Source organism: Sphingopyxis sp. GW821-FHT12C06, from assembly GCF_058807415.1.
Map to the genome: position 1 here is coordinate 439717 of NZ_JBXAQR010000001.1, position 25216 is coordinate 464932.

At 64.4% G+C, this 25216-nt stretch carries 24 protein-coding genes and 1 tRNA gene; 17 read left to right on the forward strand and 8 right to left on the reverse strand.

The annotated features are described in order from the left end of the window. Positions 1-4: 4 nt before the first annotated feature. Positions 5-2035 carry a lytic transglycosylase domain-containing protein gene (locus tag AC1RRJ_RS01905; RefSeq protein ID WP_493120016.1) on the reverse strand — a complete coding sequence of 677 codons (2031 nt, stop codon included), beginning with the start codon at positions 2033-2035 and terminating at the stop codon, positions 5-7. Positions 2036-2136: 101 nt separating this feature from the next. On the opposite strand from AC1RRJ_RS01905, the gene dapA reads away from it, so the two are divergent. From dapA to AC1RRJ_RS01965, 12 genes are all read left to right on the forward strand, one after another. After that, positions 2137-3012 carry a 4-hydroxy-tetrahydrodipicolinate synthase gene (gene dapA, locus AC1RRJ_RS01910; protein ID WP_493120017.1) on the forward strand — a complete coding sequence of 292 codons (876 nt, stop codon included), beginning with the start codon at positions 2137-2139 and terminating at the stop codon, positions 3010-3012. Positions 3013-3021: 9 nt separating this feature from the next. Then, positions 3022-3507, forward strand: coding sequence for an SsrA-binding protein SmpB (smpB, locus tag AC1RRJ_RS01915; RefSeq protein ID WP_493120018.1), 486 nt, complete (start codon positions 3022-3024; stop codon positions 3505-3507). After that, a complete protein-coding gene (locus AC1RRJ_RS01920) occupies positions 3504-4118 on the forward strand; it encodes a DUF2062 domain-containing protein (RefSeq protein ID WP_493120019.1) in 615 nt (204 codons plus the stop codon). Before smpB ends, AC1RRJ_RS01920 begins: the two co-directional genes overlap by 4 nt. Positions 4119-4217: 99 nt before the next feature. Then, positions 4218-6284, forward strand: a complete 2067-nt coding sequence (locus AC1RRJ_RS01925; RefSeq protein ID WP_493120020.1) for a M13 family metallopeptidase — start codon at positions 4218-4220, stop codon at positions 6282-6284. An 89-nt stretch (positions 6285-6373) separates the two neighbouring features. After that, positions 6374-8758: a hybrid sensor histidine kinase/response regulator gene (locus tag AC1RRJ_RS01930; protein ID WP_493120682.1), complete on the forward strand. Its 2385-nt coding sequence runs from the start codon at positions 6374-6376 to the stop codon at positions 8756-8758. Continuing rightward, a complete protein-coding gene (locus AC1RRJ_RS01935) occupies positions 8748-9101 on the forward strand; it encodes a response regulator (RefSeq protein WP_493120021.1) in 354 nt (117 codons plus the stop codon). The genes AC1RRJ_RS01930 and AC1RRJ_RS01935 overlap by 11 nt, the downstream gene beginning before the upstream one ends. A gap of 121 nt (positions 9102-9222) precedes the next feature. Then, a complete protein-coding gene (gene recA / locus AC1RRJ_RS01940) occupies positions 9223-10299 on the forward strand; it encodes a recombinase RecA (protein WP_493120022.1) in 1077 nt (358 codons plus the stop codon). 174 nt (positions 10300-10473) lie between these two features. Beyond that, a complete protein-coding gene (gene speB / locus AC1RRJ_RS01945) occupies positions 10474-11289 on the forward strand; it encodes an agmatinase (RefSeq protein WP_493120023.1) in 816 nt (271 codons plus the stop codon). Between the two features lie 19 nt (positions 11290-11308). Beyond that, entirely contained in the window at positions 11309-11959 is a 651-nt protein-coding gene (locus AC1RRJ_RS01950; protein WP_493120024.1) for a glutathione S-transferase family protein, read from the forward strand. Then, positions 11949-12536 (forward strand): hypothetical protein, encoded by a 588-nt coding sequence (locus AC1RRJ_RS01955; protein WP_493120025.1) that lies wholly within the window; start codon positions 11949-11951, stop codon positions 12534-12536. Before AC1RRJ_RS01950 ends, AC1RRJ_RS01955 begins: the two co-directional genes overlap by 11 nt. A 72-nt stretch (positions 12537-12608) precedes the next feature. Further along, positions 12609-15251: an alanine--tRNA ligase gene (gene alaS, locus AC1RRJ_RS01960; RefSeq protein WP_493120026.1), complete on the forward strand. Its 2643-nt coding sequence runs from the start codon at positions 12609-12611 to the stop codon at positions 15249-15251. Then, complete coding sequence (locus AC1RRJ_RS01965) at positions 15248-15736, forward strand: SRPBCC domain-containing protein (protein WP_493120027.1); 489 nt, start codon at positions 15248-15250, stop codon at positions 15734-15736. The genes alaS and AC1RRJ_RS01965 overlap by 4 nt, the downstream gene beginning before the upstream one ends. A gap of 91 nt (positions 15737-15827) precedes the next feature. Here the strand turns inward: AC1RRJ_RS01965 and AC1RRJ_RS01970 are convergent, their stop codons facing one another. Together AC1RRJ_RS01970 and AC1RRJ_RS01975 are read right to left on the reverse strand one after the other, a co-directional pair. Beyond that, entirely contained in the window at positions 15828-16241 is a 414-nt protein-coding gene (locus AC1RRJ_RS01970) for a holin family protein (protein ID WP_493120028.1), read from the reverse strand. Positions 16242-16302: 61 nt separating this feature from the next. Then, positions 16303-16872, reverse strand: a complete 570-nt coding sequence (locus AC1RRJ_RS01975; protein ID WP_493120029.1) for a glycoside hydrolase family 108 protein — start codon at positions 16870-16872, stop codon at positions 16303-16305. A 71-nt stretch (positions 16873-16943) separates the two neighbouring features. On the opposite strand from AC1RRJ_RS01975, the gene AC1RRJ_RS01980 reads away from it, so the two are divergent. Beyond that, positions 16944-17921, forward strand: coding sequence for an NADPH:quinone oxidoreductase family protein (locus tag AC1RRJ_RS01980; RefSeq protein ID WP_493120030.1), 978 nt, complete (start codon positions 16944-16946; stop codon positions 17919-17921). On the opposite strand, the gene AC1RRJ_RS01985 is transcribed toward AC1RRJ_RS01980, so the two are convergent. Then, positions 17918-18691: a TSUP family transporter gene (locus AC1RRJ_RS01985; protein WP_493120031.1), complete on the reverse strand. Its 774-nt coding sequence runs from the start codon at positions 18689-18691 to the stop codon at positions 17918-17920. The two genes, AC1RRJ_RS01980 and AC1RRJ_RS01985, sit on opposite strands and share 4 nt — an antisense overlap. Positions 18692-18991: 300 nt before the next feature. Then, positions 18992-19068, reverse strand: a tRNA-Pro gene (locus AC1RRJ_RS01990). 281 nt (positions 19069-19349) lie between these two features. On the opposite strand from AC1RRJ_RS01990, the gene yajC reads away from it, so the two are divergent. Genes yajC through secF form a run of 3 tightly spaced genes read left to right on the forward strand, consistent with a single transcriptional unit; the run spans position 19350 to position 22341 of the window. Next, positions 19350-19679 (forward strand): preprotein translocase subunit YajC, encoded by a 330-nt coding sequence (gene yajC, locus AC1RRJ_RS01995; protein WP_493120032.1) that lies wholly within the window; start codon positions 19350-19352, stop codon positions 19677-19679. A 52-nt stretch (positions 19680-19731) separates the two neighbouring features. Next, positions 19732-21345: a protein translocase subunit SecD gene (gene secD / locus AC1RRJ_RS02000; RefSeq protein ID WP_493120033.1), complete on the forward strand. Its 1614-nt coding sequence runs from the start codon at positions 19732-19734 to the stop codon at positions 21343-21345. Positions 21346-21357: 12 nt separating this feature from the next. Then, positions 21358-22341: a protein translocase subunit SecF gene (gene secF / locus AC1RRJ_RS02005; protein WP_493120034.1), complete on the forward strand. Its 984-nt coding sequence runs from the start codon at positions 21358-21360 to the stop codon at positions 22339-22341. A gap of 37 nt (positions 22342-22378) precedes the next feature. Here the strand turns inward: secF and AC1RRJ_RS02010 are convergent, their stop codons facing one another. Both AC1RRJ_RS02010 and AC1RRJ_RS02015 read right to left on the reverse strand, forming a co-directional pair. After that, the gene (locus AC1RRJ_RS02010; protein WP_493120035.1) at positions 22379-23578 is read right to left on the reverse strand and encodes a glycosyltransferase; all 1200 of its coding nucleotides are present in this window, start codon (positions 23576-23578) and stop codon (positions 22379-22381) included. A 2-nt stretch (positions 23579-23580) separates the two neighbouring features. After that, positions 23581-24141 (reverse strand): helix-turn-helix domain-containing protein, encoded by a 561-nt coding sequence (locus tag AC1RRJ_RS02015; protein WP_493120036.1) that lies wholly within the window; start codon positions 24139-24141, stop codon positions 23581-23583. Between the two features lie 88 nt (positions 24142-24229). On the opposite strand from AC1RRJ_RS02015, the gene AC1RRJ_RS02020 reads away from it, so the two are divergent. Continuing rightward, a complete protein-coding gene (locus AC1RRJ_RS02020; RefSeq protein WP_493120037.1) occupies positions 24230-24712 on the forward strand; it encodes a DUF6456 domain-containing protein in 483 nt (160 codons plus the stop codon). 45 nt (positions 24713-24757) lie between these two features. Here the strand turns inward: AC1RRJ_RS02020 and AC1RRJ_RS02025 are convergent, their stop codons facing one another. Continuing rightward, positions 24758-25210 carry a hypothetical protein gene (locus tag AC1RRJ_RS02025; RefSeq protein WP_493120038.1) on the reverse strand — a complete coding sequence of 151 codons (453 nt, stop codon included), beginning with the start codon at positions 25208-25210 and terminating at the stop codon, positions 24758-24760. Positions 25211-25216 lie beyond the last annotated feature (6 nt).

Genomic DNA, 25216 nt, shown 5'->3' on the forward strand with positions numbered 1-25216 from the left:
GTTGTCAGCCGGGGGTGCGCTTGCCGAGGTAGAAGCTCAGCGGCGCCTGTGACCGCGACCCGCCGCCTTCGCGCAGCGTGTCATAAACGACGGCATTTTCGAGTACGCGCTGGACATAATTTTTCGTCTCGAAAATCGGGATCGCCTCGATCCAGTCGATCATTTCGATCCCGCCGCCGCGCGGATCGCCATTGGCGCGCAGCCATTTGTTCACATTGCCCGGGCCGGCGTTATAGGCGGCGACCGCGAGCGGATAGCTGCCGCCGAAATAGCGTAGCATCTGCTGGAAATAGGTCGACCCCAGCATGATATTATAATTGGTGTCGGCGGTCAGCGATCCGGCGTCATAGCTGAGCCCCAGCTTGCCCGCGACTTCGCGTGCCGTTCCCGGCATCAACTGCATCATCCCGCGCGCGCCGGCATGGCTCACGGCTTGCCGGTCGAACTGGCTTTCCTGCCGCGTGATCGCGTGGATGAAGGTCCAGTTGCTTTCATGTCCGGCGGGGACGCGGACGGTCGGGAAGCCCGACACTTCGACCGCGTCGAGGCTGTTCGCCTGCGCACTGCGGCCGATCATGACGCCCAGGTCGGGGCGGCCGATCTGCGTGGCCAGCTGTCCCGCGAGCACATGGTCGGCGGGCGAGGTCGCCTTTTGTGCGATCGCGCGGAGGAACAGCGACTGTTCGCGCCATGCGCCGATTTCGCCGAGCGCGCGTGACGCGCGGACCAGCCGGTCATCCTCGAACGCGCGCTTTTCGTTGCTGGCGACCTGGATCTTCGGAGTTGCGGCGGGTTTGGGCTGTGGGCGGTTCAGCCGCTCGAGCGACAATTGACCGTAAAACTGGTCATAATGCTGTGCGGCGTCGTTGAAATGGGCATTGGCGGTGGAGCGATCGCCCGCCGCCAGCGCGGCGCGGCCGGCCCAGTAAAAGCCCTTGGTGCGTGTCTGTGCCGAGCGCGCGGCTTCGCCATAAGTATGGAACAGTCGTACCGCCTCGGCCGGGCGGCGGAGGTCCTTGTACGCGAGCTGGCCGGCGAGCCAGGCTAGCGACGTATAGTCGTCGCGAACACTGAGCCCGGTTTCGCGAATGACGGTGCCAGCCGGGAACGCATCGTCAAGCTGGCGCGCGATGTTATAGGCGGTCTGCTTGTCGCCCGCAGCGTCGGCCTGACGCGCATTGGTCAGCAGGGTTTCGAGCCATTCCTCGGTATCGGTCGGCGCTTTGGCGAGCGAACGCGGCCCGGCGAGCAAGGCGCGGGCCTCGCCGACGCGGTTGGCCTTGCGCAGCCAGGTCGCCTTGTCGGTGATATAACCGGCATCGGTGCGGGTAAGCGACGGGTTGGCGCTTTCGACCGCCGACGCCTGAAGCGCGGCATCGACTGCACCGCTGCGCATCGCGAGGCGCGCGGCAAAGACGTTCCGCTTGTCTGACGAGGTATAGGCGAGCTGACGGCTTGCGGCGGCGGTGGCGCCCAACCAGAGCAACCGGTCCATTCGCGCATCATGATCGGCGAGGCTGATCGCGCCGGGGAACAGGCTGAGCGCCCGGTTCGTCTCGGCTTCGTCGAGCGTTCCACCCGTCCAGGCGCGACGCACGGCGGTATTGGCTTCGTCGCGGCGGCCGCTGGCGTTCAGCGCGAGAGCATAGCGCAACTGGCCGCTCGCGGTCTGCGGCGGATAGGCCTGAAAATAGGCAAGGGTGCGTGCCGGATCGAAACTGTCGATCGCGATCGCCTTTTCAGCGCGCGTCCGCATCTTGTCGGCGTCGGGCCAGCCCTTGTTGGTCATCAGGAATCGCGACAGCTGGTCGAAGGACGCGCCGGTGTTCGCGGTCAGTCGGCGCCATTCCATCACTGCGTCGCCGACCGAACTGGTCGATGGTGGCGGACCCGACGTGGCGGCAAGGCCCATCTGGGCGCGATACCAAGCCATTTGCTCCGGGGTCAGTTCACTCGCCGTGGCAGCGGTCGGGATGAGGAGGGCCGCGGCAAGCGCAAGGCGGGAAATGTGGGACAGCGAAATCATAGCGGCCATGCTAGTGCCAAACTCCTTGCGGGTCGCTGAATAGGCGTCCATTAGCGGGCGCGCTCGGCCATCTTATCGGTCGCGGGCCTGTTTTTGTAAAGGAGTCCAGCATGTTTTCGGGGTCGATTCCCGCCTTGGTGACGCCATTTCGCGACGGGGCGTTCGACGCACCGGCGTTCAAACGGTTCGTCGATTGGCAGATCGGTGAAGGAACGAGCGCGCTGGTTCCGTGCGGCACGACCGGCGAAAGCGCGACGCTGGGGTTCGACGAACATTATCAGGTAATTGATTGCTGCATTGAGGCGGCGGCGGGCCGGGTTCCGGTGATCGCCGGATGCGGATCGAACGACACCGCGACCGCGATTCGTCACATGCGCTATGCGCAGGCGGCAGGCGCCGCGGCGGCGCTGGTTGTCGCGCCCTATTACAACCGGCCAAGCCAGGACGGCATCCTTGCGCATTTCAAGGCGCTCGCCGATGCCAGCGACCTGCCGATCGTCGTCTATAATGTTCCGGCCCGCACGGTCACCGACATCAGCACCGAAACGATGGGCAAGCTCGCCGACATCGCGTCGGTCGTCGCGATCAAGGACGCCAGCGGCGACCTCGCACGCGTAACGGCGCTTCGCGCCGGGGCGGGCAAGGGTTTTTGCCAGCTAAGCGGCAATGACGATCTGTGGTTGTCGCATGCAGTGCTGGGCGGCGTCGGCTGCATCTCGGTCACCGCCAATGTCGCGCCGCGCCTCTGTGCGCAATTCGCCGCCGCCGTCGCCGCCGCCGACTGGACGAGCGCGCTGACGCTGCACGAACGGCTGTTCCCGCTGCATAATGCGATGTTCTCCGACACCTCGCCCGCTCCGGTTAAATATGCGCTGTCGCGCGTGCACGACTGGTTCGATCCCGAAGTTCGGCTGCCGATCATTCCGGCGAACGACGCGGGGCGTGGTGCGATCGATGCTGCGCTGGCGTCGGCGGGAGTGCTATAGGCTTTCGTTATGGCCCGTCCCCAGTCTGCGCCCGAATTCGACAAAAAGAAGGTCGTCGCCGAGAACCGGCGCGCGCGCTACGATTTTGCCATCGAACAGGTGTTCGAGGCGGGGATCGCGTTGCAGGGCACCGAGGTCAAGGCGCTGCGTTTCGGCGAGGGGACGATCGCCGAAAGCTATGCCGAGGTGAAGGGGCATGAGGTGTGGCTGGTCAACAGCAACATCCCTGAATTCAGCCACGGCAACCGGCACAATCACGAACCCAAGCGCCCGCGCAAATTGTTGCTGAGCGGGCGCGAGATCAACAAGATGCACGCGGCGGTGGCGCGTCAGGGTATGACGCTGGTGCCCCTGTCGGTCTATTTCAATAGCCGCGGCCGCGCCAAGGTCGAGTTGGCGATCGCCAAGGGCAAGAAGGCGCACGACAAGCGCGAATCGATCAAAGAGCGCGACTGGAAGCGCGACAAGCAGCGCTTGATGAAGGATCGCGGATGAGCGGCGGCAAGCCTCGCGACAAGGCGGCGGTGATGAACTGGATTCGTCGCAATTCGCCGACGCGCGAAGAACTGCTCGCGAGCCGCTTCGTGCGGCCTTTCGCGCACCGGGTCGCGCACAGCCATTTGTGGCGCTTCACGCGCACGTCGGTACCGCGCGGCACAGCGCTGGGCCTGTTCGTCGGTATCTTTTTCCTGCTACCCGGCGTGCAGATTTTGGGCGTCGCCTTGCTGGCGCTGCCATTCCGCGCCAACATCCCGATCGGCGCGGCGATGACATTTCTGTCGAACCCGGCGACGACGCCGTTCATCATCGCGGCCTCGGTGTGGCTGGGTGACAGCATGTTCGGGCTTCACGCCAATGTCGCGACCTTTTCAATCATGCTCGACAAGGGGGCATCGGTCGGCGAATGGACCCGCTGGGTCGTGTCTGATGCCGCGCCGGCGCTGATCGCGGGACTGTTCGTCATCTCGCTGGTGTCGGCGGTCGTTGGCTATCTCCTCGCGACCCTGTTCTGGGACAATTGGATTCGCCTGCGTTGGCGCCGGAAATTGCGCCGTTCGCGCGACAAACGACTTGAGGCATCGACGAGCGACACGCCCGCCGGTTGAACCGCGCGGGTTCGCGCGCGTATAGCTGTTCCCATCACAAAGTTTTGCCGTGCCGTCCGCGCGGCATATCTCGTTTGTCTTGAAAATCCGGGGAACATCATGAACCGTCTGACTCATCCTTCGCGCCTGATGGCGACCGCCGCGCTGGGCGCAATACTGCTGGGCATGGCGCCCGCCACTGGCCTTGCTGCCAAGGAAAAGGTCGCTGCACCGACCGCTCAAATCGCCGCCAAGCCTGCGCTGGGCACCTTCGGTTTCGACACTACGGGCATGGACAAGACGGTTCAGCCGGGCGACGATTTCTATGCATTTGCCAACGGTACCTGGGCCAAGAATACCCTGATTCCGGCCGACAAGTCGAACTATGGCATGTTCACAGCGCTCGGCGATCTGTCACAGGAACGCACCCGCGGAATATTGGAAGCCGCGAAAGGCGACCCGAGCAGCATGATCGGCCGTGCCTATGCCGCCTATCTTGACGGGGCGGCGGTTGAGGCGAAGGGGCTGGCACCGATCCAGCCATGGTTGAACAAGGTGCGCGCCGTCGAGAAGGCGGGCCTGCCCGCGCTGCTCGCCGAAGCCGACCGCAATGGTATCCAGCATTTCTTTGGTGGCTATGTCGGCCAGGACGACAAGAATCCCGACGTCTATATCTACTCGATGGGGCAAGGCGGTCTGGGGATGCCCGACCGCGATTTCTATCTGAAGGACAATGAACGCAACACGAAGCTGCAGGCGGCCTATCTGAAGCATCTGGAAAATGTGCTGACGCTGGCGGGCGAAAAGGATGCCGCGGCGCGCGCCAAGGCGATTTATGATTTCGAAAAGCAGATTGCGGCGGTCCATTGGGACAAAAATGACAGCAGCGACGCGACAAAAATCTACAACAAGATGACCATCGTCGAACTGACCAAGGCTGCGCCCGGCTTCGACTGGGCCGCTTTCATCCGCGGTGTCGGGGTCAAGGAAGACGCGCTGCTGGTCGCGCAGCCGAGTGCCTTTTCGGGTGAAGCCAAGCTGATCGCCAGCGCCCCGATCGGCGTCGTTCGAGATATGCTGCTCGTCCGCAGCCTCGATGGCTTTGCGGACGTCCTGCCCGATGCGGTCGCTCAGGAGAGCTTCTCCTTTTACAGCACCGCGCTGTCGGGCACACCGCAAATGCAGGAGCGCTGGAAGCGTGCAGTCGACTTCACCAAGGATAATATGGGCGAAGCGGTCGGCAAGGATTATGTCGCGAAATATTTTCCGCCTGAAACCAAGGCGGCGATGGATGTGCTCGTCAAGAACGTCCTTGCGGCGCTCGACACGCGGATCAGCAATCTCTCATGGATGCAGCCGCAGACCAAGGTGAAGGCGAAAAAGAAGCTCGCCAATTTTACAACGAAGATCGGCTATCCCGACCGCTGGCAGGATTATAGCAAGCTGGAAATCCGGGCCGACGATCTGTTCGGCAACGCGCTGCGGTCGAACCAGTTTGCCCACGATGATAATATCAGCCGCCTTGGCGGTCCGATCCGTCGCTGGGAATGGGGGATGACCCCGATGGAGGTCAACGCCTACGCCAATTTCGGGATGAACGAGATTGTGTTCCCGGCCGCGATCCTGCAGCCGCCCTTTTTCGATCCCCATGCCGACGCTGCGATCAACTATGGCGGTATCGGCGCGGTGATCGGTCATGAAATCAGCCACCATTTCGACGATCAGGGCGCGAAATATGACGAGAATGGCCGGCTTGCCGACTGGTGGACTCCTGCTGACGTCGCGGCGTTCGAAGCTGCGGGCAAGGCGCTGATTGCTCAATATGACGCCTATGAAATCCTGCCCGGCGAGCATCTCGACGGCACCTTCACGCTCGGCGAGAATATCGGCGATCTCGCCGGCCTCACCATTGCCTATGACGCCTATAAAAAGTCGCTCGGCGGCAAGGCGGCGCCGGTGATCGACGGGCTGACCGGCGACCAGCGCTTCTTCCTCGGCTGGGCGCAGGTGTGGCGGCGCAACTATCGCGAGCAGAATCTGTCGCAGCGGATCACGACCGATCCGCATTCGCCCTCGATCCAGCGGGCTTGGGTCTCGCGCAACCTTGACGCATGGTATAAGGCCTATCAGGTGAAGGAAGGTCAGAAGCTTTATCTGGCCCCCAAGGATCGTGTTCGCATCTGGTGATGCACCAATAAGAAAGACTGTCATTGACCGCGCAAAGCCTGCCTTCCGCTGATACTGATTTCAGCAGGGAGGCCGGCTCCGCAGGGCCGCTGCTAGCCCCGCCGCAGCTGTCGCGTATCGACGCGGCGGTGCTCGGCGGGCTGGCGTTGCTATCGGTCGCGCTCCTGTTCTGGGCCACAGACGACATGATTTTGGCGGCGGGCTTCCTCGCGGGGCTAGCCGTCGCGGCTGGCGGCGTCCTGCTGGCGCGTCGGCTGTTTCCCGCCGCGGCGACGGGCGAGGCCGCGCTACCCGACTGGACGATGCTGCGCGCTGCGGTCAATCACGATGACGTCGCCATCGCGGTGACCGACCGCGCAGGCCGTCTCGTTTGCGCCAATGATCTGTTCGCAACGTGGATGGGCGGTTTCGTGACCCCGCCCGGCTTGCCGCTGGAGGGCCGCGGTCCCGACTTGCTCAAGAACGCCGGACGCACCGCTTGGCGCGACGGCGAAGGCGTTGCCGATGACGTCGCGATCGGTGCGCTGCGGATGCGCGCGCAAGTGACGCGCACCGGACAAGCCGAGGACTATCTGGTCTGGCGCTTCTCCGCGCTCGAACGGCTCGATCTGGCATCGGAAATCGTCCGCCACCTCGACGGCCCGGCGGGCCGGACGCTGGGACAGGCGGGCGTCATGACCGCGCTCGTCAATGCCGAAGGGCGGCTGCGCGTCGCCAATCAGGCCTTTCTGCTCCGCGCCTTGGGAGAGGGCGACACGGCCCAATATACCGGCCGCGATGTCGCCGCGATGCTGCGGCTCGACGATTCGGGATCGCTCTATTTTGCGCGCGAGGGCGATCGCGCGACCCCGGTGCGGATGCTGCAGATCCCGCTGGTTCCGGCGGACAGCAATGGTCCGATGTTACTGGCAATGCTCGACGAGGAAATGGGGCCGGCCGATCGCGGCACTGCGCAGGCCTATGTCGAAACTCTGCTGTCATTGCTCCCCTTCGGGCTTGCGATGGTCGATCGCGATGGCCGCTTTCTTTATATGAACCGCGCCTTCATTCGCGCCGCCGGGGTCGCCGAAGGCAAGACGCCGCGCTATCCTGGCGATATCGTCGTCGGCGAGGATAAGGGCGCGCTCGCCGACATGATCCGTCGCCACAGCAGCGGGCAGCAGGTCGGGGGTGACCTGTCGATCCGGCTCGCGGGGCAAAGCGACGAACCCGTGTCGATCCGCGTGGTCGGCGTGCGCGGGCTCGGCGAAGCGGCGGTGCTGCTGAGCCTCAAGGATTCGAGCGAAGAATCGCGGCTTAAGCGTCAGGTCGCACAGGCGTCGAAGATGCAGGCGGTCGGGCAGCTTGCTGGCGGGGTCGCGCACGACTTCAACAATATCCTGACTGCGGTGCTCGGCAGCTGCGACTTGATGCTGATGCGGCACACCCCCGGCGACAGCGACTATGACGATATCCAGCAAATCCGCAGCAACGCCAATCGCGCGGCCAGCCTGACGCGGCAACTACTCGCCTTTTCGCGGCAACAGACGCTGCGCCCGCAAATCCTGCAATTGCCCGACGTGATTTCAGAGGTCTCGCACCTGTTGAAACGGCTGATCAGCGACACGATCCAGTTGTCGGTGCATCATGGCCGCGGTCTGGGGGCGGTGCGCGCTGATCCCGGGCAGCTCGAACAGGTCATCGTCAATCTGGCGGTCAATGCCCGCGACGCGATGCCCGGTGGGGGCACGTTGACCATCGATACCTATCCGGTGTCGGCGGCCGAGGCCCGGCAATTGGGCAATGATATCATGCCGCCCGCTGATTATAGCGCGCTGAAGGTCAGCGACACCGGCACCGGCATCCCCGCCGACGTGCTGCCCAAGATTTTCGAACCCTTTTTCACGACCAAGGACGTCGGCAAGGGGACGGGGCTGGGGCTGTCGACCGTTTACGGCATCATCAAGCAATCGTCGGGCTTCATCTTTGCCGACAGCAAGCCGGGGCAGGGGACGAGCTTCACCATCTACCTGCCGGTCCACCGCTCCGACGGTGATACGCCGGTGGTGCCCGTGCCGCCGGTGAAACCCAAGAAGAGCCAGTGGGGCACCGGAACCATTTTGCTCGTCGAGGATGAGGATATGGTACGCGCCGTTGCCGAGCGTGCGCTGACTCGCGCCGGTTATACCGTCGTCACCGCGTCGCAGGGCGAAGAAGGGCTCGAGCGCTTTGCGCAGATGGAGAAGGTCGATTTGATCATCACCGACGTCGTGATGCCGACGATGGATGGCCCCGCGATGGTTCGCGCGCTGCGCATCAAGCGGCCCGATCTTCCCGTTCTCTTCATGTCGGGCTATGCCGAGGAACAACTGCGCCAGTCGATCGATATCGACGATGTTGCTTTCCTGCCCAAGCCTTTCTCGGTCGCGCAGCTCGCCGAGGCGACGTCGGTGGCACTCGACGAGGCCGCACGCCGGGCATCGCATGATGGATAGTCGCCGCATCCTTCTCGTCGAGGACGACGTACTCATCGGTATGATGCTCGTCGATATGTTCGACGCGCTCGATCTGCCCGAGCCCGCGCAAGCGACGAGCAACGAAGAGGCGCTGGCGATCATCGCGGCCGAGTCGATCGCGGGGGCGCTGGTAGATATCAATCTGGGTGATGAAAAGGGGTGGCCGGTCGCCGACGCGCTGGCGGAGCGCGACATTCCCTTTGCCTTCACCTCGGGCGGCGGTGACGTCATCCCGTCTGCGCACGCTCATCGCCGGTTGGTGAACAAGCCGTTCCGGATCAACGACATCGAGAGCGCTTTGGGTGAATTTTTCGCGAAATAGCGCGACTTGGCTTCCAATTCGTCATTTTTTGTTCCACTCTTGTTCTTAGAGAACAAATGTCGTACATGGGTCCGGCGTTGCGATGCTACTGCCTTCGCTCTAGAGCAGGAAAGGGACGGTTATGGCCGGACAATTATCACTCGTCGAATCGGGGAAATCAGTGAACAGCACGGACAGGCAGAAGGCGCTCGACGCCGCGCTCGCGCAAATCGATCGCGCGTTCGGCAAGGGCTCGGTAATGAAACTGGGCTCGAAGGAAACGATGCAGGTCGAGGCGATCTCGACCGGGTCGCTCGGGCTCGACATCGCACTTGGCGTCGGCGGCTTGCCGCGCGGACGCGTCATCGAAATTTACGGCCCCGAAAGCTCGGGTAAGACGACGCTGGCGCTGCATGCGATTGCCGAAGCGCAAAAGGGTGGCGGGACCGCCGCCTTTGTCGACGCCGAACATGCGCTCGACCCCGTCTATGCCCGCAAGCTTGGCGTCAATATCGACGAACTCATCGTGTCGCAGCCCGACACAGGCGAGCAGGCGCTTGAGATTGTCGATACGCTGGTACGCTCGAACGCCATCGACATCCTCGTCATCGACTCCGTTGCGGCCTTGGTGCCGCGCGCCGAAATCGAGGGCGAAATGGGCGATAGCCACGTCGGGCTTCAGGCGCGCCTGATGTCGCAATCGTTGCGCAAGCTGACCGGTTCGATCAGCCGCTCGCGCTGTATGGTGATCTTCATCAACCAGCTGCGCATGAAAATCGGCGTGATGTACGGCAACCCCGAAACCACGACCGGCGGCAATGCGCTGAAATTCTATGCCTCGGTCCGTCTCGACATTCGCCGTACCGGCCAGATCAAAAATGGCGACGAAATCGTCGGCAACACCACGCGCGTCAAAGTGGTCAAGAACAAGGTTGCGCCGCCGTTCAAACAGGTCGAATTCGACATCATGTACGGGCAGGGCATTTCCAAGATTGGCGAGATTCTCGATCTGGGGGTCAAGGCGGGCATCGTCGAGAAATCGGGCGCCTGGTTCAGCTATGATTCGATCCGCATCGGTCAGGGCCGCGAAAATTCGAAGACCTTCCTCAAGGCCAATCCCGAGTTGATGGAGCGTCTGGAAATCGCAATTCGCGGCAAGACCGACCAGGTTGCCGAAGAAATGATGATCGGCAGCGACGAGGTCGATACCGACGATTGATAGCCATCCGGCCGGTTCGCTTCCTTGCGGCGGACCGGCTGGCGAACGGCGGCGGGCCCCAACAAGCCCCTTGGACCTGCACTTGCCCTCTCTTGCAGACTGGCCCGTCCGCCGTTGATTTTCCTGGACTCCGCTTGATCCTTGCCTGAGGCCCGTCAACGGGTACAACGCGCCATGCCCGCGATCCGCCTCTTTGGTTTGCCCACCGACATCAACAGCAGTTTCGAGCGCGGAGCGGCGGGCGGACCCGCCGCGATCCGCGCGGCGCTGTGGAGCGATCGCGGCAATCTGGCGAGCGAGATGGGCGGCGAGATCGGTAGCGACATCGCGTTCATCGACGACGGCGACCTGCCGCTCAGCGAAAATACGGTGCGCGACGACGCTGCAATCCACCGCCATGTCGTGATGCTGCATGAAAATGGCGAGGTACCGCTCGCGCTCGGGGGCGACCATGCGGTGACCTTCCCGCTCGTCGCCGCGGCGGCGGCGTGCTTCGGTCCCGTCAACATATTGCACTTCGATGCGCATCCCGACCTGTACGATGATTTCAACGGGAATCCGCGCAGCCATGCCTCGCCCTTTGCGCGCATCTGCGAGGCCGGGCATGCGGCGCGGCTGGTACAGGTCGGCGTTCGCACACTGACCCGTCATTGCCGCGAACAGGCGGCGCGCTTCGGGGTCGAGATACTGCCGATGGCGGGTTTCGCCCCCGAGCAGGTACCCGTGCTCGATGGGCCGCTCTATATCTCGATCGATCTGGATGGGCTCGATCCGTCGGCGGCGCCCGGGGTTGCGCATCCCGAACCGGGCGGGCTGACGGTGCGCGAGTTGCTTGTGGTGCTGGCACGGCAGACGGGGCCGATCATCGGCGCCGATATCGTCGAACATCATCCCGGCCGCGATATTGGCGGCGTCACCGCGATTCTCGGCGCCAAGCTGGTGCGCGAGCTTGCCGCGCTGATCGACTGCAACGGACCCTATCGACCCTGATTTGACAAGGAGAGAGCCCATGAGCCTGATCGTCCATCATCTCAACAACAGCCGCTCGCAGCGCATCTTGTGGCTGCTCGAAGAACTTGGCGCCCCCTATGAGATCAAATTCTACGATCGCGACGCGATCACCAATCTCGCCCCGCCCGAACTTCTGGCGGTCCATCCGCTCGGCAAGTCGCCGTTGATCGAGGAACTCGACGATTCCGCCTCCGGCGGGAGGGGCCGGGTGATCATCGAATCGGGCGCGATCACCGAATATTTGTGCGAGCGGCATGGCGGCGGCCATTTCGTACCCGAACGCGGCACCGACGATCATGTCAGCCATCTCGAATGGATGCACTTTGCCGAAGGCTCGGCAATGACGCCGATCCTGCTGCGCCTCTATACCGCCCGGCTCGGCGAAGCGGCGGCGCCGATCGAGCCGCGGATCACGCAACAACTCGACGCGCATTTCAGCTTCATGGAAAGCCGTGTCGGCGATAATGGTCATTTCATCGGCGATGAGCTGTCGGCGGCCGACATCATGCTGAGCTTCCCCGCCGAAATCGCGATCATGCAGGGCATGGCGCCGCGCTATCCCAAGCTCGCCGGATTTGTGAACATGTGCCACGGGCGGGCGGCGTGGCAGCGCGCGCGGAAAAAAGGCGGCGCCTATTATGGCTATTGATCGGCGTTGGGGGATATTTGCGGCAGCGGCGCTGCTCGTCGGCACCGGCGCGGCGGCGCAATCGCCGCTGCTCGGCGCCGACGTCGAGCGGGTGACCGCAGGCCCTGACGGTCAGGATTTCCAGCTGGCGGCGGGTGACGAGCGCGACGCGATGGATCGTTTTGCGGCCTATACGATGGCGCTGGCGCACCGGGACTATGACGCCGCCTATGCAATGCTGCGCCTGTCGTTGCAGGCGTCGTCGCCGCGGCTCGAATGGGAAATGAACTTGCGCAAGCGCCCGGTCCTGTGGGCCGACGGCACGATCCGCGTGCTCAGGCTGAGCTGGTATCGCGATCCCGCCGGGCAGCCGCCGGGGCTTTACGCCGCCTTTGATTTTCGCGGCGATCGAAGGGATCGGACGATGGATTGCGGCTATGTCGTCGTCCACCGCGCCGCATCGGGCGCGGCCTTCACCGTCGTGCGGACCGACACATCCGAAGTTCCCGCCGACATGATCGAAGAGGGCGTTCCGAAGGCCGACGTGCTGCGCCAATTGCCCTGTTATCTGGGCAAGGGGATCGCGACGGCTTTCTGATCGAAGCGGCCGATTGAGGCCATCGACGTTTCCCGGCTTGTCGCATCGCCGCAAAGTCCCTAATTCGCGCGCATGACATCGACCAACGACATTCGCCGCTCGTTCCTCGACTATTTCGCCGGGGCAGGCCATCACATTGAACCGTCGGCACCGCTGGTGCCGCACAATGACCCGACGCTGATGTTCGTCAACGCGGGCATGGTGCCGTTCAAAAATGTGTTCACGGGGCTCGAAACCCGGCCGTACAGCACTGCGGTGTCATCGCAGAAATGCGTACGGGCCGGCGGCAAGCATAACGATCTCGACAATGTTGGTTTCACTGCGCGCCACCATACTTTCTTTGAAATGCTGGGGAATTTCTCGTTCGGCGACTATTTCAAGGAACAGGCGATCCATCACGCCTGGACGCTGATCACCAAGGCCTGGGGCCTTGCGCCCGAACGGCTGACCGTCACCGTCTATCACACCGATGACGAGGCCGCCGCGCTGTGGAAGAAGATCGCGGGCCTGCCCGAAGAACGCATCATCCGTATCGCGACCAATGATAATTTCTGGTCGATGGGCGACACCGGGCCGTGTGGGCCGTGCAGCGAAATCTTCTACGACCATGGCGACCATATCTGGGGCGGCCCGCCGGGATCGGCCGAAGAGGATGGCGATCGCTTCGTCGAAATCTGGAACCTCGTGTTCATGCAGTACGACCAGCGTGCGCCGGGTGACCGCATCGACCTGCCGCGTCCGAGCATCGACACCGGCATGGGGCTTGAGCGCATCGCCGCGGTCATGCAGGGCGTCCATGATAATTATGACACCGACACTTTCAAGGCGCTGATCGCCGCGTCGGTCGACCAGACCGGCGTTCCGGCCGAGGGCGCGACGCAGGCGAGCCACCGCGTCATCGCCGATCACCTTCGCGCATCGAGCTTCCTGATCGCTGACGGCGTGCTGCCGTCGAACGAGGGTCGCGGCTATGTGCTGCGCCGGATCATGCGCCGTGCGATGCGTCACGCGCATCTGCTCGGCGCCAAGGATCCGCTGATGTACCGGCTGTTGCCGTCGCTGACCGCCGAGATGGGCGCCGCCTATCCCGAGCTGATCCGCGCCCAGCCGCTGATTGCCGAGACGCTGGAGCGCGAGGAAACCAAATTCCGCCAGACGCTCGACAAGGGCTTGCGCCTGCTCGACGAGGCGACTGTGGGGATGGGCGCCGGTGCGACCTTGCCCGGCGATGTCGCGTTCAAGCTCTATGACACTTTCGGCTTCCCCTATGATCTGACCGAGGATGCGCTGCGCACGCAGGACATCGCGGTCGATCGCGCCGGTTTCGACGCGGCGATGGCGCAGCAAAAAGCGGCGGCGCGCGCGGCGTGGAAGGGCAGCGGCGAAAAGGCATCGGACGAAATCTGGTACGATATCGCCGAAACCCACGGCAGCACCGAATTCACCGGCTACACCTCGACCGACGGCGAAGCCACGGTGATTGCGCTGGTCAAGGACGGCGCATCGGTTGCTGAAGCCAAGGCCGGCGACGAGCTGATCGTGCTGACCAACCAGACGCCCTTCTATGGCGAGAGCGGCGGCCAGATGGGCGACGCGGGCACGATCACGACGCTGGAGGGCGCAAAGGCGTCGGTCAGCGATACCGGCAAGCCGCTCGGGCGGCTGCACACGCATCAGACGAAGCTGGAGGCGGGGACGCTGAAGGTCGGCGACACCGTGCGCCTGACCGTCGATGCGGCGCGGCGCGACCGCATTCGCGCCAACCATAGCGCGACGCATTTGCTGCATGCGGCGCTGCGCAACCGCTTGGGCGGACATGTCACGCAAAAGGGCAGCCTGGTTGCTGAGGATCGTTTCCGTTTCGATTTTTCGCACCCCAAAGCGCTAAGCGTCGAAGAAATCGCTGACGTCGAGGCCGAAGTGAACGCGCAGATCCGCGGCAATGACGCGGTGACGACGCGGTTGATGACCCCCGACGATGCCGTCGCGGCGGGCGCACTGGCGCTGTTCGGCGAAAAATATGGCGACGAAGTGCGCGTGCTCAGCATGGGGCATGACGATGATCATCATTATTCGGTCGAGCTGTGCGGCGGCACGCATGTCCGCGCATTGGGTGACATTGCGCTGCTCAAGATCGTCGGTGAAAGCGCGGTCTCTTCGGGCGTGCGGCGGATCGAAGCGCTGACCGGTGAAGCGGCGCGCCTGTGGCTGAACGGCCGCGACGAGGCGTTGAAGGCCGCTGCGGCGGCGCTCAAGACTTCGCCCGATGATGTGCCGGCGCGCGTTGCGGCGATGGCCGATGCGCTGAAGAAGGCCGAACGTGAACTCGCCGATGCCAGGAAGGCGCTGGCGATGGGCGGCGGTAGTGGCGCCACCGGGCCGGCGGTCGAGCAGATTGGCGACACGGCGTTCATCGCGCAGGTCGTCGACGGGCTCGACCCCAAGGAATTGCGCGGTACGGTCGACGGGCTGAAGAAGCAGCTCGCCAGCGGCGTCGCGATGCTGGTGGCGGTCAATGACGGGCGGGCTTCGGTTGCGGTCGGCGTGACCGAAGATGTGATGAGCAAGCATAGCGCGGTCGATCTGGTCAAGGCGGCGGTTGCGGCGCTTGGCGGACAGGGCGGCGGCGGCCGCGCTGACATGGCGCAAGGCGGCGGGCCCGATGGCGGCGCGGCGAACGACGCCGTCGCGGCGGTTAAAGCCGCGCTCGCTTGAAACCGACCAAGAAGACGCGGCGCATCGATCACGCCGAACGGCTGATCGCCGCGCCGCTGGTCGATGTCTTTGCGGCGTTCACGAGCGCTGCGAAGCTCGCGCAATGGTTGCCACCCGAGGGGGCGACGGGGATGTTCGAGCATGTCGACCTGCGCGCGGGCGGCGGCTTTTTGATGCGGCTGACCTTTGACGACACCGATGTCGAGACCAAGAGCGACGACGATAGCGATGTTGTGGAAGTCTATATCCCGACACTCGACGACGGGCGGCTGGTGGTGTGGCAGGTTGAGTTCGAGTCCGACGATCCGCGCTTTTCTGGAACGATGGCGATGCACTGGTATCTGTCGCGGCAGGGCGGCGGTACGCTGGTCACGATCGACGCGCATCATGTGCCGCCGGGGATTTCGGCCAAGGATCATGTCGAGGGCTTGAATAGTTCGCTCGCCAATCTGGCGGAGGTGGTTGAGGGTAGCGAAGTCGGATGAAGGCTGTTCCCCGGCGAAAGCCGGGGCTCACGAAATCATACTGCCCTTCCGGGCCCCGGCTTTCGCCGGGGAATAAAATCACCTGCCGTCGCTAGCCCCCAACCCCCTTTGACTTCCCCCACGCCCGCGCGGCGGTATATCCCAGATAGCCGGTCCCGAAGAGCGCGTAGAGCGGTTCGGGGATGCCTGCGAGATAGGCGTTCATGCCTTCGGCGATCCCCTTGGCCATGTCGGGGCGTGCGGCGGCGATCAGGCCCATCGGGATGGCCCAGAGCAGCAGCGCATACATGACATAGAGGAAGCTCGGCCGTGCGCGGCTGGTCCACGGGTCGGCGCTGTTCGCTTCGACGACGATCGCGGTCATCCGGGTGCGGATGGCCTCCATTTCCTGGCTGCCCTCCATTTTGAGGAGTTCGAGCTTGGCGCGGTCGCGCGCTTCGGGGTCGGGGATGATCTTGTCGATCAGCTTGGCGATGGGGCCGATCAGGCCTTCGATGATACTCATAGCAATGCTCCTGCAGGTTCAAAGTTCAGGGAAGTTCAGCCCAATGGCGCGTGGCGACGCATCAGCCGTCACCGATGCGGTTGGCGAGCCAGCCGTAGAGAAAGGCCTCCTGACTCGGGCGGCGTTCGGCGAGCGCGATGTAGCGTTCGCCCTGCAGCGCCTCCATCGCGCGAACCAGGACAGTCTCGCCGCCCTTGCCGCGCGCGCGCAGAAAGCTGTCGAGCGCCGAGAGCGTGCGCGCGCCGACGTCGCGGTCGACCGCGATGTCGGGATAGTCGCGTGCGGCGCGGTTGAGCGCATTGAGCGCGCGCTGGAGGAAGCCTGCCGCGGTGGCGGTGCCCATGTTGATCCCGGTGTCGAACAGTTCGGCGGCGATTTGGGGGGCACGCAGCGCGACCTTGTCGAACGCCGGACGCAGCCAATAGAGGCGGCGGTAGATGGCCGCGGCCTCGCTGCGCGGCAGGGCGCGCATGTCGCCGACATAGCCCTGCGCGCGGGCGACAGCTTCGGTGATGCCCCAGCAGGTCGGGCCGCCGCGGTCGGCGGGGTGGTTTACATATCGGCCTTCGCGGTCGATGACGGCGTCGATCAGCGCGTCGGTATCGAAAGCCAATGGGTCGCGTCGTGGCATGAGTCGCTCCTGTGGTTTGTTGAACTGGATAAACGAACCATATTGGAATTTTGTAGGAAAGGGTTTTCACCATGCGGGCTTTGCAGGTCAGCGAATTGCTGCCCGATCATGGCGGGGCCGCGCTGGCCGATCTGCCGATGCCCGAGCCCGGGGCGGGCGAGGTACGGGTGCGGGTGCGCGCGGCATCGGTGAACTTCCCTGACCTGTTGATGACGCGCGGCGCTTACCAGTTGAAGCCTGACCTGCCGTTCGTTTCGGGGCTGGAATTTGCGGGCGAGGTCGACGCGGTTGGCGAGGGCGTAAGCGGCTGGAAGGTCGGCGATGCGGTGGTCGGCGGCAATCGCTTTGGCGCGATGGCCGAATATTGCGTTGCGCCCGCGAGCGGGCTGCGCCGCAAGCCCGAGCGGCTGAGCTGGGATGAGGCGGCGGCCTATCCGGTGGCGTATCTCACCGCCTATGTCGCGCTGGTGCGTTGCGCGCGGGTCGAGGCGGGCGAATGGGTGCTGGTGCATGGTGCGGCGGGCGGAGTCGGGCTGGCGACGGTCGATCTGGCGAAGGCGCTGGGCGCGCGGGTGATCGCGGCGGCGAGCAGCGAAGCGAAGCGTGCGGCGATCGCGGGGCTCTATGCGCCCGATGCGCTGATCGCCGCCGAGCCGGGGTTTCGCGAGCAGGTGAAGGCATTAACCGACGGGGCAGGGGCTGGTGTTATCTTCGATCCGGTCGGCGGCGATGTGTTCGATGAGTCGACGCGCTGTATCGCCTTTGGCGGACGCCTGCTGGTGGTCGGTTTCGCTTCGGGGCGCATTCCCGAGGTGTCGGTGAACATGCCGCTGATCAAGGGCTTCTCGGTCGTCGGGGTGCGCGCGGGCGAATATGGTCGCCGTTTTCCCGAGCGCGGCGCGGAGAATGTCGCGGCGATCGACGCGCTGGCGGCGGAAGGGCGCATCCGCCCGCATGTCCATGCCGCGCTCGATCTGGCCGACTGGCGCGAGGCTTTTGCGATGATCGAGCGGCGCGAGGTCGTCGGAAAGGTCGTGCTGCGGCCCTAGAACAGATTCCAGATAGGGTTCGCGGGGTCTGAGAGAAGCTTTGCGGTGAGCGCGAGCGACATGATGACGAGCAGCGGGCGCACGCCGCGGCCGCCGAAGCGGATCGCCAGCCGGGCGCCGATCTGTGCGCCCGCGACATTGGCGGCGGCCATCGACAGGCCGAGAATCCACAGCACATGGCCCCCCGCGACCATGGCGAGCACCGCCGCGATATTGGTCGCGAGGTTGAGCATCTTGGTGTTGCCGATCGCGCGGACGAGGCCGAGGCCGCCGAGCGCAACGAGGGCCAGCGTCATGAACGAGCCGGTTCCGGGGCCGAAAAAGCCGTCGTAAAAGCCGATCGCGGAGATGATGAGGGTGATGCCGAGGGGGCCAAAGCGCGCGTGGCGGTCGGCCTCGCTCATCGGCGGTGCGAGCAGGAAATAGAGTCCCATCGCCACGAGCAGGATCGGGACGAGCGCGGCGAGAAAGTCCGAACTGACAAACTGGACCGTGGTGGCGCCGAGCGCCGATCCGGCGAAGGCGCCAATTGCGGGCAGGGCAAAGCGCCGCAGGTCGACATGCCCGCCGCGCCAGAAGGTGAAGAAGGCGGACGAGGTCCCGATCGCGGCTTGCAGCTTGTTCGTCGCGAGCGCCGCGACCGGCGGTACACCAGCGGCCATCAGCGCGGGGATGGTGAGAAGCCCGCCGCCGCCCGCCATCGCATCGATGCCGCCCGCGAGAAAGGCGACGGCGGCGAGAAAGGCGATGGTTTCGACGGCAAGTTCCATGCCGGGGGCGTGTAGAGCGGTGTGGGGTGATTGGCCAGTGGGGCGCTGGCGGGGCCAGCCGTTCTTCCACGCGCGGCTAGCAATGGCCGCGTGGAAAACCTGAAGTTGAGTGACGGGCCGGAAAAGTCGGGCGAACCGACGGCACGGAACAACCGATAAACTGCCAGCGTCTCGGGCATGGGGTGCTGTTGTGAGCAGGGAGATTCAGTGGCGGAGCTTACGGCCTGCTTTTCAGGCGCGCGCATATGGAAACGGGCAGCTTTCGCTGCCCGCATGATCCACTATAAATGCTTGGTAAATTGGTCGGGACGAGAGGATTCGAACCTCCGACCCCCACACCCCCAGTGTGATGCGCTACCAGGCTGCGCTACGTCCCGACCGGCCCTGTTGGGCAGGCGAGGCCCCTAGCGCGGCTCGGCCGGGGATGCAAGCGGGGATGGAGGGGCAAAATGCGGATTGCGCCCGGAAGCCGCATTCTGGCGGAAGGAGCGCCCTTGATCTGACCGGCGCTATCCCCATTTCGGCGATGCTTGCCAAGGGGGAGGGCGCGCAGCGATTGGTTGCGTCGAAATTCCCTGCGTGATAGGCGCCGCGGCATCATTTGCGCGCCCGTTCCAAGGGGGAAGGGCCGCGCTTTCGAACAGAAAGTCTTTCATTCATGTCGACCCATTTGCTTCTGACCCAGGCGGCCGGATCCGGGGGCGGGGCCGCCGGCTTCCTGATGCTGGTCCCCTATCTGTTGATCTTCGTCGTGTTCTGGTTCTTCCTGATCCGCCCGCAACAGATGCGTGCGAAGGAACATCGCGCCAAGGTCGCGGCGGTGAAGCCGCGCGACAAGGTCGTCACCGGCGGCGGCATCGTCGGCAAGGTGACCAGCGTCGACGATGATTTCGTCAATGTTGAAATCGCGCAGGGCGTGAAGATCCAGGTCGTGAAATCGACTCTGGCCGACGTTCTCCAGCCCGGCGGCAAGCCCGCCAACGACTGACACGGCGCGGCCCGCATTCGCGGGCCGGCCCAGGCCAACCGGAATTTCCCATATGCTCGATTTCCCGCGCTGGAAAACCATCGGTATCAGCATCATCCTGCTGCTTGGTATCCTCTTCGCCATTCCCAGCTTCTTGCCGGAAAAGGCGTTCGAGAAACTGCCGTCCTTCGCCCAGACCAAGGTCAATCTGGGTCTCGACCTTGCCGGCGGCAGCCATTTGCTGCTCGAGGCCGATCTGGCCGATCTTCAGAAGACGCAGCTTTCCAACATGGAAAAGACCGTGCGTACCGCGATGCGGGGCGAGCGGGGTGCCGATGACGATATCGCAATTGGCGAACTGTCGACCGCGGGGGGCAAGATCAGCTTTCTCGTCCGTGATCAGAAGCAGCTCGACGATGCGCGCGACCGGTTGTTCAAGGAAACGCAGGGCGCCGGGCTGACCGGACAGCGCGACTGGACCATCAATATCGTCGATTCGATGCGCATCGTGATGACGCCGACCACCGCCGGGCGGACGCAGGCCGTCGCGCACGCCATGGACACCGCGCGCGACATCATCGACCGGCGCGTCAACGCGCTGGGCACGCGCGAACCGACGATCATCCGCGAAGGCAATGACCGCGTCGTCGTCCAGGTTCCGGGTCTGCAGGACCCGACCGCGTTGAAGGAGCTGATCGGCAAGACCGCGCGGCTCGAATTTCGCATGGTCGACGAGAATGCCGATCCCAACGAAGCCCTGGCCGGCCGCGTGCCGGTGGGCAGCGAAATCGTCCCCTATGCCGAGGGCGAGGGCAATGGCGCTCCGTTCGAGGTGCTGCGCCGCCAGGTGATGATCAGCGGTGAACAGCTGATCAACGCGCAGCAAAGCTATGATCCGCAGAATAACCAGCCGGTCGTCTCGATCCGTTTTGATTCGGCGGGTTCGAGTGCCTTTGCCAAGGTCACCGCACAGAGCGTCGGCAAGCGCTTCGCGATGGTCCTCGACGGCAAGGTGCTGTCGGCGCCGTCGATCAACGAACCGATCCTGGGCGGCAGCGCCCAGATTTCGGGCAGCTTCAGCGTCGCCAGCGCGAACGCGCTCGCGATCTCGCTGCGCTCGGGCGCGCTGCCGGTGAAGATGACGGTCGTCGAAGAGCGCACCGTGACTCCCGAACTCGGCGCCGATTCGATCCGCAAGGGCGCGATCGCGGGGATCATTGCCACCGTCACCGTGCTGACGTTGATGTTCGTCGTTTATGGCCGCTTTGGCGTTTATGCCAATATCGCGCTCGCCTTTAACGTCGCCCTGATCATCGCGGTCATGGCGGCGTTCAACGCGACGCTGACGCTGCCGGGCATTGCGGGCTTCGTGCTCACCATCGGTGCGGCGGTCGACGCCAACGTGCTGATCAACGAGCGAATACGCGAAGAGCTGAAGCGCGGGCGAAAGGTCTTCCAGGCGGTCGAACTCGGCTATTCGGAAGCCAGCCGCGCGATTTTCGACGCCAACGTCACCAACGTCATCGCGGCATCGCTGATGTTCTGGTTCGGTTCGGGCCCGATCAAGGGCTTCGCGGTGGTGCTCACCATCGGCATCGTCACCAGCGTCTTCACCGCCGTCACCGTCACGCGTATGTTCGTCGCCCATTGGCTGCGGACCAAACGCCCGACGACGATCAACATTTAAGGGAGCGAAATCATGCGCTTGCTGAAACTCGTCCCCGACGACACAAATATCGATTTTCTGAGGTGGCGGAAGGTCGCTTCGGCCATGAGCATCATTCTGGTGGTCATCTCGATCGCGCTTGTCGCGGTGCGCGGGCTGAACCTGGGGGTCGATTTCGTCGGCGGCCAGTCGGTCCGTGTCGAATTCACGCAAGAGATGCCGCCGATCGACGATATTCGCGAGAAGGTCGGTGATATCGGCCTTGGCGAAGCGACGATCCAGCAATTCGGGTCCGACAAGGCGATATCCATCCGCACCGCGCTTCCCGACGGCGACAAGGCTGCGGCGGAACAAGCGGGCCAGCAGCTGGTGGCCGGTATCAAAAAGGCTTTCCCGACCGCGAAGACGGGGTCGGTGGAAACGGTGTCGGGCAAGGTGTCCGAAGAATTGCTGCGCACCGGGGCGATCAGCCTCGCGCTCGCGATGCTGGGCATTTCCATCTATATCTGGGTTCGCTTCGAATGGCAGTTCGGCGTCGGTGCGCTGGGCCGCCTGTTCCACGAAGTCGCGCTGACCTTCGGCTTTTTTGCGGTTACCCAGCTGCAGTTCGACCTCAACAGCGTTGCGGCCTTGCTGACCATCGTCGGATATTCGCTCAACGATACGATTGTCGTTTATGACCGTATTCGCGAAAATCTGAAGAAATACCGCAAGATGGAGATCATCCCGCTGCTCAACCTCAGCATCAATGAAACGCTGTCGCGCACGGTCATGACCAGCGTTGCGATGCTGCTCGCGCTGGGTACGTTGCTGATCTTCGGCCCCGATGTGATCTTCGGTTTCACCGCCGCGATCCTGCTCGGCGTGTTTGTCGGTACCTACTCGTCGATCCTGATGTCGACGCCGATCCTGGTGTGGCTGAAGGTCGGCCCCGGCAGCTTCGTGCCGCGCACCAGCTCGGCGGCAGAAGGCGCCGAGCGCGTTGCCAGCAAGAGCGACGACGGCGCGGTCGTCTGAACCTTTCGGCTTTTGTAGAAATCGGCGCCGGCCCGCTTCAGGCGGGTCGGCGTTGCCGTATCTGGCTCCCCGCGCAGCGGCGAAGGTGATCCGCCAACTCCCGGCCGTTGCGGTCCCAGTCGAAGCGGCCGGCGAGGCTGGCGGCCACCTCGGCGGGCGGTGGCGGGGCCGCAAGGATCGCGCGTATCGCATCGGCAATCGCGTCGGGTGCGCGCTGAACGATGCGGCCTGCGGCGGGTGATGTCACCAGTTCGGCGGCGCCGCCCGCATCGCTGACGACGATCGGGGTGCCGCAGGCGAGCGCCTCGACCCATGCGTTGGCGAGACCTTCGCTGACCGAGGGCATGACGACCGCATTGGCGGCGCGATAAAGCTGCGGCAAGTCGGCGTTGGGCACCGCTCCCATGAAATGGACGCGGGGCGTGACGCCCAGCCTTGCGGCGAGCGCGCGGTAACGGCCTTCCTCTTCGCCGGTGCCCGCAAGCCAATAGTGAACGCCGGGAAGCGCGGGGAGTGCCTCGATCACCAGCGCCTGTCCCTTGCGCGCGATCAGCGCGCCGACCGTGAGGATCGCGGGCGCGTCGTCGACGCCCAGCGCGGCGCGCGCAGCGGCGCGATCGCCGGGCGAAAAGCGGGCGCTGTCGATTCCCGTATAATGAACCGTGATCCTGGCGGGATCGATGCCGATCGCGGCCATGTCGCGCCGCATCGCGTCCGACACCGCGAGCAAGCCCGCGGCGCAGTCGGCGGCGGCGCCAATTTGCGGTGCGGTGGCGGGGGCATGGCCGAAATGGCTGATGTCGGCGCCGCGCGCCTTGATCGAAAAGGGCAGGCCGAGGGCGTCGGCAACGCTCCTCGCAGCAGGGCCGTCGGGATAGAAGAATTGCGCGTCGATCACGTCGAAGGCTTGCCCCCGAGTGGTGGTCAGGACCGCCCGCGCGACCTTGGCGGGATTGAAGCGCGCGCCGATGCGTGGGATGAGCGTGAAGCGTGGACGATGGACGGTGAGGCCGCTCCAGTATTCCTTGCGCGGCAAGGCGCGGAGCGCGCGGTAGCGTGAGTGGAGGGATAGCGGGAAGGGCGGTAACCCGATGGGGGCGACGACAGTGAGGTCGATCCCCGGCTGCGCGGCAAGGGCGCGCAGGCTTTTTTCGACGAAGAGGCCGAAGTTCGGGCGCGCTGCGTCGGGAAACAGCGTCGCGATCGACAGGACGCGCAGGGGTGGGGCTTCGGACACTTCTAGAGGGTGCGGATCAAGCGTACCGCCACAGCCGCCCACGGCGGGTTGCTGACGACCTGTTGGCGCTGGCCGGAGCCGAGCGGGAGCAGGTGCAGTTTCTCGCCGTCGACGTTGAGCAGGCGCGCGAAGAAGAAGCGGCCGGCGGGGCGGGGGACGAGAAGATCGCGGTTGAGTGCGCTCGCCCAGTCGCCCTCGATCCGGCGGCACCAGATTTCGTCGCCCGCGCGATAATCGCCGATCGATGAGGTCACGCGCACTGCGACCATATCTTCGCCCGGGCGTGCGGTCAGCGCCTGTTCGACGCGGGTCGGCGCCTGCGCGCCGTCGGTGCCGAGGTGCGCGGTGATCGTGAGCTGGGTGTCCTGCGGCAGCTGGACGAGTTCGGCGGCATCGACCCCGAGCGCGGCGGCGATGCGATTCATCCAGCCGAGCGACAAATTGCGCGTGCCGGTTTCGAGGCGGCCGATCGTCTGCGCGGTCGTTGGCGGGTCGCAGCGGTGGCCGACCTCTTCCAATGTCAGGCCCTTGGCACGGCGAACGGCGCGGATGCTGTTGATCATGGCGGCACCTTCAAATAACCAAATCGGTTTCTTCTTTCCTACAAAATATCCGGATGTCAAGGCTGGTCTTCGCTTTGAGGAGATTGCCATGACCGCGCGTCAATTTGCCACCCGCCTTCATCCCGACGACCGCATCGACCCCGCCAAGGCGGGGCCGCAGATGATGCGCCATGTGACGGTCAATGTCGCCGAAAGCCCGATCGTCTGGCTCGCGGCGCGCGGGCATCTGACCGAGGCACAATTGCGCGCGGGCGAGCGGCTGCGCGTCGATTATGAGCGCGCGGGGCTGTCGGCGCGGGTGACGATGCGCTGGGACGCCGCGCCGCCTGCGAAGAGCCGCGGCGGCGCGCGGGCGGGCGATGCGTCGCTGGCGCGGATCGATGCGCACCGGCGCTTCCATGGCGCGCTCGATGCGGCGGGGCCGGGGCTCGCCGATATTTGCTGGCGCGTGATCTGTGCGGGCGAGGGGATTGGCTGCGCGGAGAAGGGGCTGGGCTGGCCGGCACGTTCGGGGAAGCTGGTGCTGGGGCTGGCGCTCGACCGGCTGGCGCGGTTTTACGGGACGGGGTGAGGAGGAGGTGTTGGACCGAGTTGGCTTTGGGGTGATTAACGGAAGCTAATCGCGCAATCGGAACGGATGGTCGGGATTGTTCCGAACAAAATCTTCCACCTCACGTAGCCGCTCAGGAAAGGGCTCTGCCTCTCTCCACCGCGTATGATTAATGAAGCGGAACCCCGCATTCCATAGCGCCTGGATTTTGGCCCACTGCTCTTCATCGGATTTCCGGGGTACGCTAAATGCGCGGCCCATCCAATGGAGATCAGCCTTGCACTCAGGACATGTCGCGCGTGCTGCCTCGGCCAGCTTCCAAGACTTGCGGCAGTCAAAACAGGCGTGCGGCCAAAGGCATTCTGGGCCGCGATGATGAGGCGGCGCATAAGGACCGGGAATAACCCTGTTTCCCATAGCCTTCCGCAAATCCATGCGTTCAGCTTTGGACGGTGTCTGTTTCATGCATTGACTAGTGCAACAATCGCCAAATGTCTGCAATCGGTCGATTTCGGTCATTGCCTC